Below are 14985 nucleotides of genomic sequence, written 5' to 3'. Positions count from 1 at the left end.
TGTCCTCTCTTTGGTACTAAGCTTTACTTGGAGTAAAGCTCGACGATCAGGTGTTCGTTAATGTCCGCAGACAGATCAGAACGTTCTGGCTGACGCTTGAACGTACCTTCCATCTTGCCAGCATCAACTTCCAGCCAGGTTGGCTTTTCACGCTGCTCAGCCAGCTCCAGAGCGGCCTTCACGCGAGATTGCTTTTTCGCTTTCTCACGAATGCTAACAACGTCATTCGCTTTAACCTGATAAGAAGCGATGTTAACAACACGACCGTTTACCATGATTGCTTTGTGGCTAACCAGCTGACGTGATTCAGCACGAGTAGCGCCGAAGCCCATACGGTATACAACGTTGTCCAGACGACCTTCCAGCAGAGCCAGCAGGTTTTCACCTGTGTTGCCTTTCAGACGTGCTGCTTCTTTATAGTAGTTACGGAACTGACGCTCCAGCACACCGTAGGTACGGCGAACTTTTTGCTTTTCACGCAACTGCACACCATAGTCAGACAGACGCGGTTTACGCGCACCGTGCTGGCCAGGAGCTTGTTCAATTTTACACTTGGTATCGATCGCGCGAACGCCAGACTTAAGGAATAAGTCGGTGCCCTCACGACGGCTCAGCTTGAGCTTAGGACCCAAATATCTTGCCATTTTCTATCTCCAACTAACCTAAAAAACGGAGCGTTATACGCGACGTTTTTTCGGCGGACGACAACCGTTATGAGGGATCGGAGTCACATCAGTAATATTAGTGATGCGGAAACCAGCGGCGTTCAGAGCGCGAACAGTAGATTCACGACCCGGACCCGGACCTTTAACCATAACTTCCAGATTCTTGATGCCGTATTCTTTTACGGCTTCAGCGCAACGCTCTGCTGCAACCTGAGCTGCGAACGGAGTGGATTTGCGAGAACCACGGAAACCGGAACCACCGGCTGTTGCCCAACCCAATGCGTTACCCTGACGATCAGTAATAGTAACGATGGTGTTGTTGAAAGAAGCATGGATATGAGCCACGCCGTCAGAGACTTGTTTTCTTACACGTTTACGTGCACGAACTGGTGCCTTTGCCATTATTCAATCACCCCGATTATTTCTTGATCGGTTTGCGCGGACCCTTACGGGTACGTGCGTTGGTCTTAGTACGCTGACCGCGCACTGGCAGACCACGACGATGACGCAAACCGCGATAGCAACCAAGATCCATCAGGCGCTTGATGCTCATGCTGATTTCACGGCGCAGATCACCTTCAACGACAAATTTGGCAACTTCGTCACGCAGCGTGTCGATTTGTTCTTCAGACAGCTCACTGATCTTAACATCTTCAGCGATACCCGCTGCAGCCAGAATGGCTTTAGAACGGGTCTTGCCGACGCCGTAGATCGAAGTTAATGCGATCACAGCATGTTTCTGATCAGGAATGTTAATGCCTGCTATACGGGCCACTATGCACTCCTACTATTTAATATGTACGCACCATGCTGAAAAGCCCGTTTTCAGGATACTCAAATGGAAACGTACAGACATACAAAAGATTGGCTGGCTAATCTAGCCAGCTCAACCCAACTTTGCAAGAAAAATATGCGAAATAATCAGCCTTGGCGCTGTTTATGCTTCGGCTCGGCACTGCAAATCACACGGATGACACCATCACGCTTAACGATTTTGCAGTTACGGCATAATTTCTTGACGGAAGCACGAACTTTCATTTTTACTCTCCGTAACTTCTCAGGCGACCATTTAGCGGCCGTAGCCTTTCAGGTTCGCCTTCTTCAATGCAGACTCATACTGACTGGACATCATCAGAGTTTGCACTTGAGCCATAAAGTCCATAATCACGACAACAACGATAAGCAGTGAAGTCCCACCGAAGTAGAACGGTACTTTCATTGCATCACGCATGAACTCCGGGATCAGGCAGATAAAAGTAATATAAAGCGCACCAACCAAAGTCAGGCGAGTCATTACTTTATCGATATACTTCGCCGTTTGCTCTCCCGGACGAATTCCTGGTACAAATGCACCGGACTTCTTCAGGTTATCTGCTGTTTCACGCGGGTTGAAGACCAACGCCGTGTAGAAGAAACAGAAGAAGATGATCGCAGACGCATAGAGTAACACATAAAGTGGTTGCCCAGGCTGCAAATACAGCGAAATTGTTGTCAGCCAGTTCCAACCAGTACCGCCCCCGAACCATGACGCGATGGTTGCCGGGAACAGAATAATACTGGAAGCGAAGATAGCCGGGATAACCCCCGCCATATTCACTTTCAGCGGTAAATGTGTGCTCTGTGCAGCATAGACACGACGACCCTGCTGACGTTTAGCGTAGTTCACCACAATGCGGCGTTGACCACGTTCAACGAAGACAACAAAGAACGTCACTGCAAATACTAATACTGCAACCAACAGCAACAGGAGGAAGTGCAGGTCGCCTTGACGCGCTTGCTCGATAGTATGGGCGATGGCTGGCGGGAGGCCCGCAACAATACCGGCAAAGATAATGATTGAGATACCGTTACCGATACCACGCTCAGTAATCTGTTCGCCGAGCCACATCAGGAACATCGTCCCTGTGACCAGACTTACAACAGCGGTGAAATAGAATGCAAAGCCCGGGTTTAACACCAGGCCCTGCATACCAGGCATATTCGGAAGACCGGTAGCAATACCGATCGACTGGAATATTGCCAGCACCAGAGTGCCGTAACGGGTGTACTGGCTAATCTTACGACGTCCAGACTCCCCTTCTTTCTTCAGCTCTGCCAGGGCCGGATGAACGACCGTCAGCAGCTGGATAATAATTGATGCCGAAATGTACGGCATAATACCCAGTGCAAAGATAGAAGCACGGCTGAGAGCACCACCAGAGAACATGTTGAACATTTCAATGATGGTGCCTCGCTGTTGCTCAAGCAGTTTGGCAAGTACAGCGGCATCGATACCAGGGATCGGAATAAAAGAGCCAATACGGAACACAATCAGCGCGCCGATAACAAACAGCAGTCTGCGTTTCAGCTCGCCAAATCCACCTTTGGCACTTTGAAAATCTAATCCCGGTTGCTTAGCCATCTGCTACTTATTCCTCAATTTTACCGCCAGCAGCTTCGATAGCAGCACGAGCACCTTTAGTAACACGCAGGCCACGAACAGTTACCGGAGTAGAAACTTCACCAGCCAGGATCACTTTCGCGAACTCGATCTGGATACCGATAATGTTTGCTGCTTTCAGCGTGTTCAGGTCTACAACGCCGCCTTCAACTTTCGCCAGGTCAGACAGACGGATTTCCGCTGTGATCGCTGCTTTGCGAGAGGTGAAGCCGAACTTCGGCAGACGACGGTACAGTGGCATCTGGCCACCCTCGAAACCGCGACGTACGCCACCGCCAGAACGAGAGTTCTGACCTTTGTGACCACGACCACCGGTTTTGCCGAGGCCAGAACCGATACCACGACCCAGGCGTTTACCCGCCTTTTTAGAGCCTTCGGCCGGAGACAGAGTATTTAAACGCATCTCTTACTCCTCAACTTTAACCATGAAGTAAACCGCGTTGACCATACCACGAACAGCAGGAGTATCCTCGCGCTCAACGGTATGACCAATACGACGCAGACCCAGGCCAAGCAGCGTTGCCTTGTGTTTCGGCAGACGACCGATTGCACTGCGGGTTTGAGTGATTTTAATAGTCTTTGCCATGGTCAATTACCCCAGAATTTCTTCAACGGATTTACCACGCTTGGCAGCGACCATTTCTGGAGAATTCATATTTTCCAGGCCATCAATAGTTGCACGAACCACGTTGATCGGGTTGGTGGAACCATATGCTTTAGCCAGAACGTTATGAACTCCAGCAACTTCCAGAACGGCGCGCATTGCACCACCGGCGATGATACCGGTACCTTCTGAAGCTGGCTGCATGAATACACGAGAACCCGTGTGAACACCTTTAACTGGGTGTTGCAGGGTGCCGTTGTTCAGCGCGACGTTAATCATATTGCGACGGGCTTTTTCCATCGCTTTCTGGATCGCTGCTGGAACTTCACGCGCTTTACCGTAACCAAAACCAACGCGACCGTTACCATCACCAACTACAGTCAGAGCTGTGAAGGAGAAAATACGACCACCTTTTACGGTTTTAGATACGCGGTTAACCGCGATCAGCTTTTCCTGCAGTTCGCCAGCCTGTTTTTCGATGTGAGCCATCTTACACCTCTACCTTAGAACTGAAGGCCAGCTTCACGGGCAGCATCTGCCAGTGCCTGGACACGACCATGATATTGGAACCCGGAACGGTCAAAGGAAACATTGCTGATGCCTTTTTCCAGAGCGCGTTCAGCAACAGCTTTACCTACAGCTGCAGCGGCGTCTTTGTTACCGGTGTACTTCAATTGTTCTGAGATAGCTTTTTCTACAGTAGAAGCAGCTACCAGAACTTCAGAACCGTTTGGTGCAATTACCTGTGCGTAAATATGACGCGGGGTACGATGTACCACCAGGCGAGTTGCACCCAGCTCTTTGAGCTTGCGGCGTGCGCGGGTCGCACGACGGATACGAGCAGATTTCTTATCCATAGTGTTACCTTACTTCTTCTTAGCCTCTTTGGTACGCACGACTTCGTCGGCGTAACGAACACCCTTACCTTTATAAGGCTCAGGACGACGGTAGGCGCGCAGATCTGCTGCAACCTGACCGATCAGCTGTTTATCAGCGCCTTTCAGCACGATTTCAGTTTGAGTCGGACATTCTGCAGTGATACCGGCCGGCAGCGGATGCTCAACAGGGTGTGAGAAGCCCAGAGACAGGCCTACTGCATTCCCTTTGATAGCTGCACGATAACCTACACCAACCAGCTGAAGCTTTTTAGTGAAGCCTTCGGTAACACCAACAACCATTGAGTTCAGCAGGGCACGCGCGGTACCAGCCTGAGCCCATCCATCCACGAAACCATCACGTGGACCGAAGGTCAGAGCGTTATCTGCATGTTTAACTTCAACAGCTTTGTTGAGGGTACGAGTCAGCTCGCCGTTTTTACCTTTGATCGTAATAACCTGACCGTCGATTTTTACATCAACGCCGGCAGGAATAACGACCGGTGCTTTAGCAACACGAGACATTCTTTCCTCCGATTAGGCTACGTAGCAGATAATTTCGCCACCAAGACCAGCCTGGCGCGCTGCACGATCAGTCATAACACCTTTTGAGGTAGAAACAACTGCGATACCAAGGCCAGCCATAACTTTCGGCAGCTCATCTTTTTTCTTATAGATGCGCAGACCTGGGCGGCTGACACGCTGAATGCTTTCTACAACAGCTTTACCCTGGAAATACTTGAGAGTAAGTTCCAGTTCCGGCTTGGTGTCGCCTTCAACTTTAAAATCTTCGATAAAACCTTCTTCCTTCAGCACGTTGGCAATTGCCACTTTCAGCTTGGCGGAAGGCATGGTGACCGCAACTTTGTTCGCGGCCTGACCGTTACGGATACGGGTCAGCATATCCGCGATCGGATCTTGCATGCTCATCTGTCTTTACTCCCGTGATTCAATTGGTAATTACCAGCTAGCCTTTTTCAAGCCTGGTACTTCACCGCGCATGGCGGCTTCACGCAGTTTGATACGGCTCAACCCAAACTTGCCCACATAACCATGTGGACGACCTGTTTGACGACAGCGGTTACGCTGACGAGACGGGCTGGAATCACGCGGCAGAGACTGCAGCTTGAGAACCGCATTCCAACGATCTTCGTCGGAAGCGTTCACATCAGAAATGATCGCTTTCAGTTCAGCGCGTTTAGCGAAGAATTTATCAGCTAAAGCTACGCGCTTTACTTCGCGTGCTTTCATTGATTGCTTAGCCATTCAGTAACCCTACCTTACTTGCGGAACGGGAAGTCAAAGGCAGCCAGCAGAGCACGGCCTTCTTCGTCAGATTTCGCAGTAGTGGTAATGGTAATATCCAAACCACGCACGCGGTCGACTTTATCGTAGTCGATTTCTGGGAAGATGATCTGCTCACGGACACCCATGCTGTAGTTACCACGACCGTCGAAAGACTTAGCGGACAAGCCACGGAAGTCACGGATACGTGGAACAGCAATAGTGATCAGGCGCTCAAAGAACTCCCACATGCGTTCGCCACGCAGAGTTACTTTACAGCCGATCGGATAGCCCTGACGGATTTTGAAGCCTGCAACTGATTTGCGTGCTTTGGTGATCAACGGCTTTTGACCGGAGATTGCTGTCAGGTCAGCTGCTGCGTTATCCAGCAGTTTCTTGTCAGCGATCGCTTCACCAACACCCATGTTCAGGGTGATCTTCTCGACCCGAGGGACTTGCATGACAGAATTGTAGTTAAACTCAGTCATGAGTTTGTTAACTACTTCGTCTTTGTAGTAATCATGCAGTTTCGCCATCGTACTACTCCAAATTACTTGATAGTTTCACTTGTAGATTTGAAGAAACGGACTTTTTTGCCGTCTTCGAATCTAAAGCCTACACGGTCAGCCTTGCCGGTAGCCGCATTGAAGAGAGCAACGTTAGAAACCTGAATAGCAGCTTCTTTTTCAACGATGCCACCTGGTTGGTTCAGGGCCGGAACCGGCTTCTGATGTTTCTTAACCAGGTTGATACCTTCAACGACGAGTTTGCCGGAAGACAGAACATTTTTTACTTTACCGCGTTTACCTTTATCTTTACCGGTTAACACGATAACTTCGTCATCACGACGGATTTTCGCTGCCATGATTCGCTCCTTAGAGTACTTCTGGTGCCAGAGAGATAATTTTCATGAACTTTTCAGTACGAAGTTCACGAGTTACCGGCCCAAAGATACGCGTGCCGATAGGCTGCTCGCTGTTATTGTTTAAAATAACGCATGCATTACCATCGAAGCGAATGACAGAACCGTCAGGGCGACGAACACCCTTCCTGGTGCGCACCACTACCGCTTTCAGCACATCACCTTTTTTGACCTTACCACGTGGAATTGCTTCCTTGATGGTGATCTTGATGATGTCGCCTACGCCTGCGTAGCGACGGTGCGAGCCACCCAGAACCTTGATACACATTACGCGACGTGCACCGGAGTTGTCGGCGACGTTCAGCATAGTCTGTTCTTGGATCATTTCAGTGCTCCGCTAATGTCAACTACTACCTGAGACTCTAAAATCAGAGCCGTTAAAAAGCCCCATATCGAGGGCGCGGCATTATAACACCGCTTCTACAATATGGGTAGAAAAAATAAACGGCTCATCGCTGAGCCGTTTATTCGTATTGAGAATGCGTACTGTATTACAGAACCGCTTTCTCTACAACGCGAACCAGCGTCCAGGACTTAGTCTTGGACAGTGGACGGCATTCACGGATTTCAACCTTGTCGCCGATACCACATTCGTTGTTCTCGTCATGTACGTGCAGTTTGGTCGTACGTTTGATGAATTTACCGTAGATCGGGTGTTTCACAATACGTTCGATAGCTACAACAATGGATTTCTCCATTTTGTCGCTAACAACACGACCTTGCAGAGTACGGATTTTATCGGTCATTACGCACCCGCCTTCTGAGTCAGTAAAGTCTTAACGCGTGCAACATTGCGACGCACTTGCTTCAGCAGGTGAGTCTGTTGCAGCTGGCCACTTGCAGCCTGCATACGCAGGTTGAACTGCTCACGCAGCAGGTTCAGCAGCTCAGCGTTCAGCTCTTCAACGCTTTTTTCACGCAGCTCTTTTGCTTTCATTACATCACCGTCTTAGTTACAAAGGTGGTTTTGATAGGCAGTTTCGCTGCTGCCAGGCCGAAGGCTTCACGGGCCAGCTCTTCCGGAACACCGTCCATTTCATAAAGGACTTTGCCCGGTTGGATCAAGGCAACCCAGTACTCCACGTTACCTTTACCTTTACCCATACGAACTTCCAGTGGCTTCTCGGTGATCGGTTTGTCCGGGAATACACGGATCCAGATCTTACCTTGACGCTTAACTGCACGGGTCATTGCACGACGTGCTGCTTCGATCTGACGTGCAGTCAGACGACCACGGCCAACAGCTTTTAGACCGAAAGTGCCGAAGCTAACATCCGTACCCTGCGCCAGACCACGGTTGCGGCCTTTGTGCACTTTACGGAATTTTGTACGCTTTGGTTGTAACATCAGCGACGCTCCTTATTTACGGCCTTTACGCTGCTGCTTTTTAGGTTGAGCAGCCGGTTTTTCCGGTTGTTCAACAGCAGCCATACCACCCAGGATCTCACCTTTGAAGATCCATACCTTAACGCCGATTACACCGTAAGTGGTGTGCGCTTCAGAGGTGTTGTAGTCAATGTCAGCACGCAGAGTGTGCAGCGGTACGCGACCTTCGCGGTACCATTCGGTACGTGCGATTTCCGCGCCGCCCAGACGGCCGCTAACTTCAACTTTGATACCTTTAGCGCCCAGACGCATTGCGTTCTGTACAGCACGCTTCATAGCACGACGGAACATAACGCGACGTTCCAGCTGTGAAGTGATGCTGTCAGCAACCAATTTAGCGTCCAGTTCAGGCTTACGAACTTCAGCGATATTGATCTGTGCAGGAACGCCAGCGATATCCGCTACGACCTTGCGCAGTTTTTCTACGTCTTCGCCTTTCTTACCGATAACGATGCCAGGACGAGCAGTGTGAATAGTCACACGGATGCTCTTAGCTGGACGCTCGATAACGATACGAGATACAGACGCTTTAGCCAGTTCCTTAGTCAGGTACTGACGTACTTTAAAATCGCTGTCCAGGTTGTCAGCGAATTCTTTGGTGTTCGCAAACCAGGTAGAGTTCCATGGTTTTACAATACCCAGGCGAATACCATTAGGATGTACTTTCTGACCCATTGCTAGTCTCCAGAGTCTCAGCGATCGGACACAACCACAGTAATGTGGCTGGTGCGCTTCAGGATGCGATCTGCACGACCTTTCGCACGCGGCATAATGCGCTTCATGCTTGGGCCTTCATCTACGAAAATTTTCGCGACTTTCAGATCGTCGATGTCAGCGCCATCGTTGTGTTCAGCGTTAGCAATGGCAGATTCCAGTACTTTCTTGACCAATACCGCAGCTTTCTTGTTGGTATAGGTCAGGATGTCCAGGGCCTGCGACACTTTCTTACCGCGAATCAGGTCAGCAACAAGGCGAACCTTCTGTGCAGAAGAACGAGCATGGCGATGTTGAGCTAAAGTTTCCATCTCTTCCTCCTACCTTATTTCTTCTTCGCTTTTTTATCAGCAGCGTGGCCGCGATAAGTACGAGTCGGTGCGAATTCACCCAGTTTGTGACCAACCATTTCGTCGGTAACAAAGACTGGAACGTGCTGACGACCATTATGGACAGCGATGGTCAAACCGATCATGTTAGGAAAGATCGTTGAACGACGGGACCAAGTGCGCAGGGGCTTCTTGTCTCCGCTTTCCACCGCTTTCTCTACCTTCTTCAGCAAGTGCAGGTCAATAAAAGGACCTTTCTTGAGAGAACGTGGCATGGCTTATCCTCTAAAATTATTTGCTACGGCGACGTACGATAAATTTATCAGTACGCTTGTTGCTGCGGGTCTTCTTACCTTTGGTCTGAACGCCCCACGGAGATACCGGGTGCTTACCAAAGTTACGACCTTCACCACCACCATGTGGGTGGTCGACTGGGTTCATCGCAGTACCGCGAACGGTAGGACGAACACCACGCCAGCGTGCAGCACCTGCTTTACCCAGAACGCGCAGCATATGCTCAGCATTGCCAACTTCGCCCAGAGTAGCGCGGCAGTCTGCTTCGACTTTACGCATTTCACCAGAACGCAGACGCAGGGTGACATAAGCACCGTCGCGCGCAACGATCTGAACGTAAGTACCAGCGGAACGTGCCAGCTGACCGCCTTTACCTGGTTTCATTTCTACGTTATGAACGGTAGAACCAACCGGGATATTGCGCATCGGCAGGGTGTTACCTGCTTTGATTGCAGCATCAACGCCAGACTGAATCTGGTCGCCAGCTTTCAGGCCTTTAGGGGCCAGGATGTAACGGCGTTCGCCATCTTTGTACAGAACCAGCGCGATGTTCGCGGAACGGTTCGGATCGTACTCAAGACGCTCAACAACTGCTGGGATACCGTCTTTGTTGCGTTTGAAGTCAACAATACGATAAGCCTGCTTGTGGCCACCACCGATGTGACGAGTGGTGATACGGCCATTGTTGTTACGACCACCGGATTTGCTGTTTTTTTCCAGCAACGGAGCAAAAGGTTTGCCCTTGTGCAGCTCAGGGTTAACCACTTTAACTACGTGGCGACGACCCGGAGATGTCGGTTTACATTTAACAACTGCCATTGTATTACTCCTCCGACTTACTCAGCGCCGCCAACGAAGTCCAGATTCTGGCCTTCTTTCAGGGTGACGTAAGCTTTTTTCCAGTCGCTACGACGACCGATACGCTGTCCGTGACGTTTAACTTTCCCTTTAACTACCAGGGTGTTAACGACTTCGACTTCGACTTCAAACAGTTTCTGCACAGCAGCTTTGATTTCTGCTTTGGTCGCGTCTTTAGCAACTTTGAGAACGATGGTGTTTGTTTTTTCCATCGCAGTAGACGCTTTTTCAGAAACGTGCGGTGCGCGAAGCACCTTCAGCAGACGTTCTTCACGAATCATGCCAGCATCTCCTCAACTTGCTTAACAGCATCAGCAGTCATTACGACTTTGTCGAAGGCGATCAGGCTAACCGGGTCGATACCAGTCGCATCGCGTACGTCAACCTTGTGCAGGTTACGTGCGGCCAGGAACAGGTTCTCGTCCAGCTCACCGGTGATGATCAGCACATCTTCCAGAGCCATGTCTTTCAGTTTCTGTGCCAGCAGCTTAGTTTTAGGCGCTTCTACAGAGAATGATTCGACAACGATCAGACGATCCTGACGTACCAGTTCGGACAGGATGCTTTTCAGCGCGCCGCGGTACATCTTTTTGTTAACTTTTTGACTGTGGTCCTGTGGACGCGCAGCGAAGGTCACGCCACCTGAACGCCAGATCGGGCTCTTGATAGAACCTGAACGCGCACGGCCGGTACCTTTCTGGCGCCATGGCTTTTTGCCAGAACCAGTTACTTCAGCACGAGTCTTCTGAGCACGAGTACCCTGACGAGCACCAGCTGCATAAGCAACAACAACCTGGTGAACCAGCGCTTCGTTGAAATCACGACCGAAGGTAGTTTCGGAAACAGTCAGCGCGCTCTGAGCGTCTTTCAATACTAATTCCATTGCTATCCCCTTACGCCTTCACAGCTGGTTTAACGATCAGGTCGCTACCGGTTGCACCCGGAACTGCACCTTTAACCAGCAGCAGGTTGCGCTCAGCGTCAACACGTACTACGTCCAGGCTCTGAACGGTTACACGTTCGTTACCCAGCTGACCTGCCATTTTCTTGCCTTTGAACACTTTGCCCGGAGTCTGGTTCTGACCGATAGAACCCGGAACGCGGTGAGACAAGGAGTTACCGTGAGTAGCGTCCTGGGTACGGAAGTTCCAGCGCTTAACGGTACCAGCAAAACCTTTACCTTTAGAGGTACCGGTTACGTCAACTTTTTTAACGTCAGCAAACAGCTCAACGCTAATGTCTTGACCTACGGTGAACTCTTCGCCTTCAGCAAGACGGAATTCCCACAGACCACGGCCAGCTTCAACGCCAGCTTTAGCGAAGTGACCCGCTTCTGGTTTGGTTACACGGTTAGCTTTTTTAGCACCAGTGGTCACCTGAACAGCGCGGTAGCCATCGTTAGCCAGATCTTTGATCTGAGTAACGCGGTTTGCTTCAACTTCGATTACGGTTACTGGGATAGAAACGCCATCTTCTGTGAAGATGCGGGTCATACCCACTTTTTTACCGACTAAACCAATCATTGTATCAACCTCTCAATCGCTCGATGACCTGATCAACCCAGGCTGATCTGCACGTCTACACCGGCAGCCAGATCCAGACGCATCAGAGCATCAACGGTTTTCTCAGTTGGCTCAACGATGTCAACCAGACGCTTGTGAGTGCGGATTTCGTACTGATCACGCGCGTCTTTGTTGACGTGCGGGGAGATCAGAACGGTGAAGCGCTCTTTGCGGGTCGGCAGCGGGATCGGACCACGGACTTGCGCACCAGTGCGCTTAGCAGTCTCGACGATTTCCGCGGTTGATTGATCGATCAGACGATGATCAAACGCTTTAAGGCGGATACGGATTCTTTGGTTCTGCATGAGACCAGAGCTCCAATTATTTTATAAACGAAAATGATTACTCCTCAAACCCATTACGATTGATGGGAGAGTGTAACCGTTCTTACGTAGCCCCCCAATTGGGAGCATTGTTGAGTAACAAAATGAGTTACTCCGGTTCAGTTCGAACCCGCTGTCAATTACGACAAGCCCGCGCATTATACGTAAATCAGAGAAAGACGCAAGTGCCGTTTAGAAATTAAGCGCTAAAGGCGCGGTATGCGTAAGGACTCGCAACTTTTTACGTAATGTATCCCTTTTCGAACCTTTGTCTGGAGTCTCTACGCAATTGTGGTTTTTGTAGATTGTCGGACAGGCCGATTATAACGAGGATTCGCTCAAACCCTGTTGAGGCCTTTTCCATGTTAACTACCCTCCCCTTTCTGCTGTTCTATTTTTCGCTGACTGCCTTTCTTGTCTATGCAGATATCCGCTGCGGCCTGCTTCCCGATAAATTTCTCTGCCCACTGCTGTGGGTGGGCTTGCTCTTTCAGCTCTGTATTCATCCTGATTTTCTGCCGAGTGCGATGGTGGGTGCGATGGCAGGATATGTTGGCTTTGCCGTTATTTACTGGGGCTATCGGTTTTTCTTTCGCCGCGAAGGGATGGGCTATGGCGATGTTAAATATCTGGCAGCGCTGGGCGCCTGGCATGGCTGGTGCGTATTACCGCTGCTGGCGTTAGTCGCCGCGCTGATGGCACTTTTGTGCCTTCTCATCCTCTCTTTAGTGCAGCCTGAAAAACAGACATTAAAAAACCCACTGCCTTTTGGGCCATTTCTGGCGGCAGCGGGTTTATGCGTTGGCTGGGAAAACCTGATTAGCTTTCCACTTTGATCTGCGACTGAAGGTAGTTCTGTAGGCCAATTTTGGTAATGAGATCCAGTTCAGTCTCCAGCCAGTCAATATGGCCTTCTTCATCGGCGAGGATCTGGATCATCATGTCACGACTAACATAATCATGGACGCTGTCTGCATAGGCGATGGCTTCACGAAGATCTCTTGCGCCTTCGAGCTCCAGTCTGAGATCGGAACGCAGCATCTCCTCAACATCTTCACCAATGCCCAGTTTGCCAAGATCCTGCAAGTTTGGAATGCCTTCGAGGAATAAAATACGCTCAATATATTTATCGGCGTGCTTCATCTCATCGATGGACTCATGGTATTCAACATCATTGAGGCGAGTCAGTCCCCAGTTTTTGAACATTCTTGCATGGAGAAAATACTGATTGATTGCGACAAGCTCATTTCCCAATAATTTATTGAGATAACTTATGATTTTAACATCACCTTTCATTATATAGTCCCTCCGCTTCCACTCATTGAAGCGTAGATCGGGCTACAGGGATGTCAAAAAAAAGATACGGGCTTACGCGATCTCTTTGAATTCCGGGATCTGCATCAATTCGTCCTGCATAATCTCACGCGCTGCGCGAACGCATTTACCGCATTGATTTCCCACCGGAACAAACTTGCGAAGCTGCTGGAAAGACTGTGGCTGAAACTGGCGAACGGCCTGACGTATTTTTTTGTCACTCACACCATTACATAAACAAACGTACATAAAAACTCCCGTTCAAAATATGCGCAAAGTGTAAGTGAGAATGGTTATGATTACAATAGCACAAACGCCGGGATGCGAGACGGAAGCAGGCAAAAAATGCGAAAATTTGTGACAGGTTCAAAACGCCACAAAACAAAAAAGGACGCCGAAGCGTCCTTTTTTCATTCAGGGATAATTAATTAGCCCAGAACTTTAGCAACAACGCCCGCGCCAACGGTACGGCCGCCTTCACGGATTGCGAAACGCAGACCGTCGTCCATCGCGATTGGGTGGATCAGAGTCACAACCATCTTGATGTTGTCGCCTGGCATTACCATCTCAACGCCTTCTGGCAGTTCGATGGTACCGGTCACGTCAGTTGTACGGAAGTAGAACTGTGGACGGTAGCCTTTGAAGAACGGAGTATGACGGCCGCCTTCGTCTTTGGACAGGATGTACACTTCAGATTCGAACTTGGTGTGTGGCTTGATTGAGCCTGGCTTCGCCAGAACCTGACCACGTTCGATTTCTTCACGTTTGATACCACGCAGCAGAACACCAACGTTCTCACCAGCACGGCCTTCGTCCAGCAGTTTGCGGAACATTTCAACGCCAGTACAGGTAGACTTAGCAGTCTCTTTGATACCAACGATTTCAACTTCTTCGCCAACTTTGATGATACCGCGCTCTACACGACCGGTAACAACGGTACCACGACCGGAGATGGAGAATACGTCTTCGATTGGCAGCAGGAATGGCTTGTCAATCGCACGCTCTGGTTCTGGGATGTAAGAATCCAGGTAGCCAGCCAGTTCGATGATTTTTGCTTCCCACTCTGCTTCGCCTTCCAGCGCTTTCAGCGCGGAACCACGAACGATTGGAGTGTCGTCGCCTGGGAAATCGTACTGAGACAGCAGTTCACGAACTTCCATCTCTACCAGTTCCAGCAGCTCTTCGTCATCAACCATGTCGCATTTGTTCAGGAACACGATGATGAAAGGAACGCCTACCTGACGACCCAGCAGGATGTGCTCACGAGTCTGAGGCATTGGGCCGTCAGTCGCAGCAACAACCAGGATCGCGCCGTCCATCTGCGCAGCACCGGTGATCATGTTTTTAACATAGTCGGCGTGGCCTGGGCAGTCTACGTGTGCGTAGTGGCGAGTCGGGGTGTCGTATTCAACGTG

The 14985-nt window shown here is 50.1% G+C and carries 30 protein-coding genes; 1 reads left to right on the top strand and 29 read right to left on the bottom strand.

Annotation, left to right across the window (positions count from 1 at the left end):
* Positions 1 to 23: 23 nt before the first annotated feature.
* The 26 genes from rpsD to rpsJ form a co-directional block, all read right to left on the bottom strand.
* Positions 24 to 644 carry a 30S ribosomal protein S4 gene (rpsD, locus tag ACTJJA_RS23525; protein ID WP_042717062.1) on the bottom strand — a complete coding sequence of 207 codons (621 nt, stop codon included), beginning with the start codon at positions 642 to 644 and terminating at the stop codon, positions 24 to 26.
* 33 nt (positions 645 to 677) lie between these two features.
* Entirely contained in the window at positions 678 to 1067 is a 390-nt protein-coding gene (gene rpsK, locus ACTJJA_RS23520) for a 30S ribosomal protein S11 (RefSeq protein WP_003863312.1), read from the bottom strand.
* Between the two features lie 16 nt (positions 1068 to 1083).
* The gene (gene rpsM, locus ACTJJA_RS23515) at positions 1084 to 1440 is read right to left on the bottom strand and encodes a 30S ribosomal protein S13 (protein ID WP_003863308.1); all 357 of its coding nucleotides are present in this window, start codon (positions 1438 to 1440) and stop codon (positions 1084 to 1086) included.
* A gap of 146 nt (positions 1441 to 1586) precedes the next feature.
* Complete coding sequence (gene rpmJ / locus ACTJJA_RS23510; RefSeq protein ID WP_000868187.1) at positions 1587 to 1703, bottom strand: 50S ribosomal protein L36; 117 nt, start codon at positions 1701 to 1703, stop codon at positions 1587 to 1589.
* A gap of 31 nt (positions 1704 to 1734) precedes the next feature.
* Complete coding sequence (gene secY / locus ACTJJA_RS23505; protein WP_003863305.1) at positions 1735 to 3066, bottom strand: preprotein translocase subunit SecY; 1332 nt, start codon at positions 3064 to 3066, stop codon at positions 1735 to 1737.
* Positions 3067 to 3073: 7 nt separating this feature from the next.
* Positions 3074 to 3508, bottom strand: coding sequence for a 50S ribosomal protein L15 (gene rplO / locus ACTJJA_RS23500; protein ID WP_003863304.1), 435 nt, complete (start codon positions 3506 to 3508; stop codon positions 3074 to 3076).
* A gap of 3 nt (positions 3509 to 3511) precedes the next feature.
* Positions 3512 to 3691 carry a 50S ribosomal protein L30 gene (gene rpmD / locus ACTJJA_RS23495; RefSeq protein ID WP_003863301.1) on the bottom strand — a complete coding sequence of 60 codons (180 nt, stop codon included), beginning with the start codon at positions 3689 to 3691 and terminating at the stop codon, positions 3512 to 3514.
* 6 nt (positions 3692 to 3697) lie between these two features.
* Positions 3698 to 4198 carry a 30S ribosomal protein S5 gene (gene rpsE / locus ACTJJA_RS23490; protein ID WP_003863299.1) on the bottom strand — a complete coding sequence of 167 codons (501 nt, stop codon included), beginning with the start codon at positions 4196 to 4198 and terminating at the stop codon, positions 3698 to 3700.
* Between the two features lie 14 nt (positions 4199 to 4212).
* A complete protein-coding gene (gene rplR / locus ACTJJA_RS23485; protein WP_003863297.1) occupies positions 4213 to 4566 on the bottom strand; it encodes a 50S ribosomal protein L18 in 354 nt (117 codons plus the stop codon).
* A 9-nt stretch (positions 4567 to 4575) separates the two neighbouring features.
* Entirely contained in the window at positions 4576 to 5109 is a 534-nt protein-coding gene (gene rplF / locus ACTJJA_RS23480) for a 50S ribosomal protein L6 (RefSeq protein WP_003863296.1), read from the bottom strand.
* Positions 5110 to 5121: 12 nt separating this feature from the next.
* Positions 5122 to 5514 (bottom strand): 30S ribosomal protein S8, encoded by a 393-nt coding sequence (gene rpsH / locus ACTJJA_RS23475; RefSeq protein WP_006178918.1) that lies wholly within the window; start codon positions 5512 to 5514, stop codon positions 5122 to 5124.
* 30 nt (positions 5515 to 5544) lie between these two features.
* Positions 5545 to 5850: a 30S ribosomal protein S14 gene (rpsN, locus tag ACTJJA_RS23470; protein WP_003863291.1), complete on the bottom strand. Its 306-nt coding sequence runs from the start codon at positions 5848 to 5850 to the stop codon at positions 5545 to 5547.
* 14 nt (positions 5851 to 5864) lie between these two features.
* On the bottom strand, positions 5865 to 6404 hold the full coding sequence (rplE, locus tag ACTJJA_RS23465) for a 50S ribosomal protein L5 (RefSeq protein ID WP_001096206.1): 540 nt from the start codon (positions 6402 to 6404) through the stop codon (positions 5865 to 5867).
* A 14-nt stretch (positions 6405 to 6418) separates the two neighbouring features.
* Positions 6419 to 6733 (bottom strand): 50S ribosomal protein L24, encoded by a 315-nt coding sequence (rplX, locus tag ACTJJA_RS23460; protein WP_006178919.1) that lies wholly within the window; start codon positions 6731 to 6733, stop codon positions 6419 to 6421.
* A gap of 10 nt (positions 6734 to 6743) precedes the next feature.
* A complete protein-coding gene (rplN, locus tag ACTJJA_RS23455; RefSeq protein WP_004160583.1) occupies positions 6744 to 7115 on the bottom strand; it encodes a 50S ribosomal protein L14 in 372 nt (123 codons plus the stop codon).
* 166 nt (positions 7116 to 7281) lie between these two features.
* Complete coding sequence (gene rpsQ, locus ACTJJA_RS23450; protein WP_008503489.1) at positions 7282 to 7536, bottom strand: 30S ribosomal protein S17; 255 nt, start codon at positions 7534 to 7536, stop codon at positions 7282 to 7284.
* The gene (rpmC, locus tag ACTJJA_RS23445; protein WP_003863282.1) at positions 7536 to 7727 is read right to left on the bottom strand and encodes a 50S ribosomal protein L29; all 192 of its coding nucleotides are present in this window, start codon (positions 7725 to 7727) and stop codon (positions 7536 to 7538) included. The genes rpsQ and rpmC overlap by 1 nt, the downstream gene beginning before the upstream one ends.
* Positions 7727 to 8137, bottom strand: a complete 411-nt coding sequence (gene rplP / locus ACTJJA_RS23440; RefSeq protein ID WP_002919759.1) for a 50S ribosomal protein L16 — start codon at positions 8135 to 8137, stop codon at positions 7727 to 7729. Before rplP ends, rpmC begins: the two co-directional genes overlap by 1 nt.
* 12 nt (positions 8138 to 8149) lie before the next feature.
* Complete coding sequence (gene rpsC / locus ACTJJA_RS23435; protein WP_000529945.1) at positions 8150 to 8851, bottom strand: 30S ribosomal protein S3; 702 nt, start codon at positions 8849 to 8851, stop codon at positions 8150 to 8152.
* Positions 8852 to 8868: 17 nt separating this feature from the next.
* Positions 8869 to 9201 (bottom strand): 50S ribosomal protein L22, encoded by a 333-nt coding sequence (gene rplV, locus ACTJJA_RS23430; protein WP_002919773.1) that lies wholly within the window; start codon positions 9199 to 9201, stop codon positions 8869 to 8871.
* A 14-nt stretch (positions 9202 to 9215) separates the two neighbouring features.
* Positions 9216 to 9494 (bottom strand): 30S ribosomal protein S19, encoded by a 279-nt coding sequence (gene rpsS, locus ACTJJA_RS23425; protein ID WP_001138117.1) that lies wholly within the window; start codon positions 9492 to 9494, stop codon positions 9216 to 9218.
* A 16-nt stretch (positions 9495 to 9510) separates the two neighbouring features.
* Positions 9511 to 10332 (bottom strand): 50S ribosomal protein L2, encoded by an 822-nt coding sequence (rplB, locus tag ACTJJA_RS23420; RefSeq protein WP_008457150.1) that lies wholly within the window; start codon positions 10330 to 10332, stop codon positions 9511 to 9513.
* Between the two features lie 17 nt (positions 10333 to 10349).
* Entirely contained in the window at positions 10350 to 10652 is a 303-nt protein-coding gene (rplW, locus tag ACTJJA_RS23415; RefSeq protein WP_000617546.1) for a 50S ribosomal protein L23, read from the bottom strand.
* A complete protein-coding gene (gene rplD / locus ACTJJA_RS23410; RefSeq protein ID WP_003031119.1) occupies positions 10649 to 11254 on the bottom strand; it encodes a 50S ribosomal protein L4 in 606 nt (201 codons plus the stop codon). Before rplD ends, rplW begins: the two co-directional genes overlap by 4 nt.
* A gap of 10 nt (positions 11255 to 11264) precedes the next feature.
* Positions 11265 to 11894 carry a 50S ribosomal protein L3 gene (gene rplC, locus ACTJJA_RS23405; protein WP_042714858.1) on the bottom strand — a complete coding sequence of 210 codons (630 nt, stop codon included), beginning with the start codon at positions 11892 to 11894 and terminating at the stop codon, positions 11265 to 11267.
* A 32-nt stretch (positions 11895 to 11926) separates the two neighbouring features.
* Positions 11927 to 12238 carry a 30S ribosomal protein S10 gene (gene rpsJ / locus ACTJJA_RS23400; protein ID WP_001181005.1) on the bottom strand — a complete coding sequence of 104 codons (312 nt, stop codon included), beginning with the start codon at positions 12236 to 12238 and terminating at the stop codon, positions 11927 to 11929.
* A gap of 380 nt (positions 12239 to 12618) precedes the next feature.
* Between rpsJ and ACTJJA_RS23395 the strand changes: the two genes are divergently transcribed.
* Entirely contained in the window at positions 12619 to 13092 is a 474-nt protein-coding gene (locus tag ACTJJA_RS23395; protein WP_440669321.1) for a prepilin peptidase, read from the top strand.
* Here the strand turns inward: ACTJJA_RS23395 and bfr are convergent.
* The 3 genes from bfr to tuf form a co-directional block, all read right to left on the bottom strand.
* Positions 13076 to 13552, bottom strand: coding sequence for a bacterioferritin (gene bfr, locus ACTJJA_RS23390; protein WP_089600728.1), 477 nt, complete (start codon positions 13550 to 13552; stop codon positions 13076 to 13078). The genes ACTJJA_RS23395 and bfr overlap by 17 nt on opposite strands.
* Positions 13553 to 13624: 72 nt before the next feature.
* A complete protein-coding gene (gene bfd / locus ACTJJA_RS23385; RefSeq protein ID WP_003863268.1) occupies positions 13625 to 13819 on the bottom strand; it encodes a bacterioferritin-associated ferredoxin in 195 nt (64 codons plus the stop codon).
* 179 nt (positions 13820 to 13998) lie between these two features.
* A partial coding sequence (gene tuf, locus ACTJJA_RS23380) for an elongation factor Tu (protein WP_440669305.1) occupies positions 13999 to 14985 on the bottom strand: 987 nt, incomplete at its 5' end.

Origin of the sequence: Enterobacter sp. 22452, from assembly GCF_052045065.1 — a bacterium.
GTDB classification, from domain to species: domain Bacteria; phylum Pseudomonadota; class Gammaproteobacteria; order Enterobacterales; family Enterobacteriaceae; genus Enterobacter; species Enterobacter mori.
This window is presented reverse-complemented; position numbering and strand designations above follow the sequence as displayed.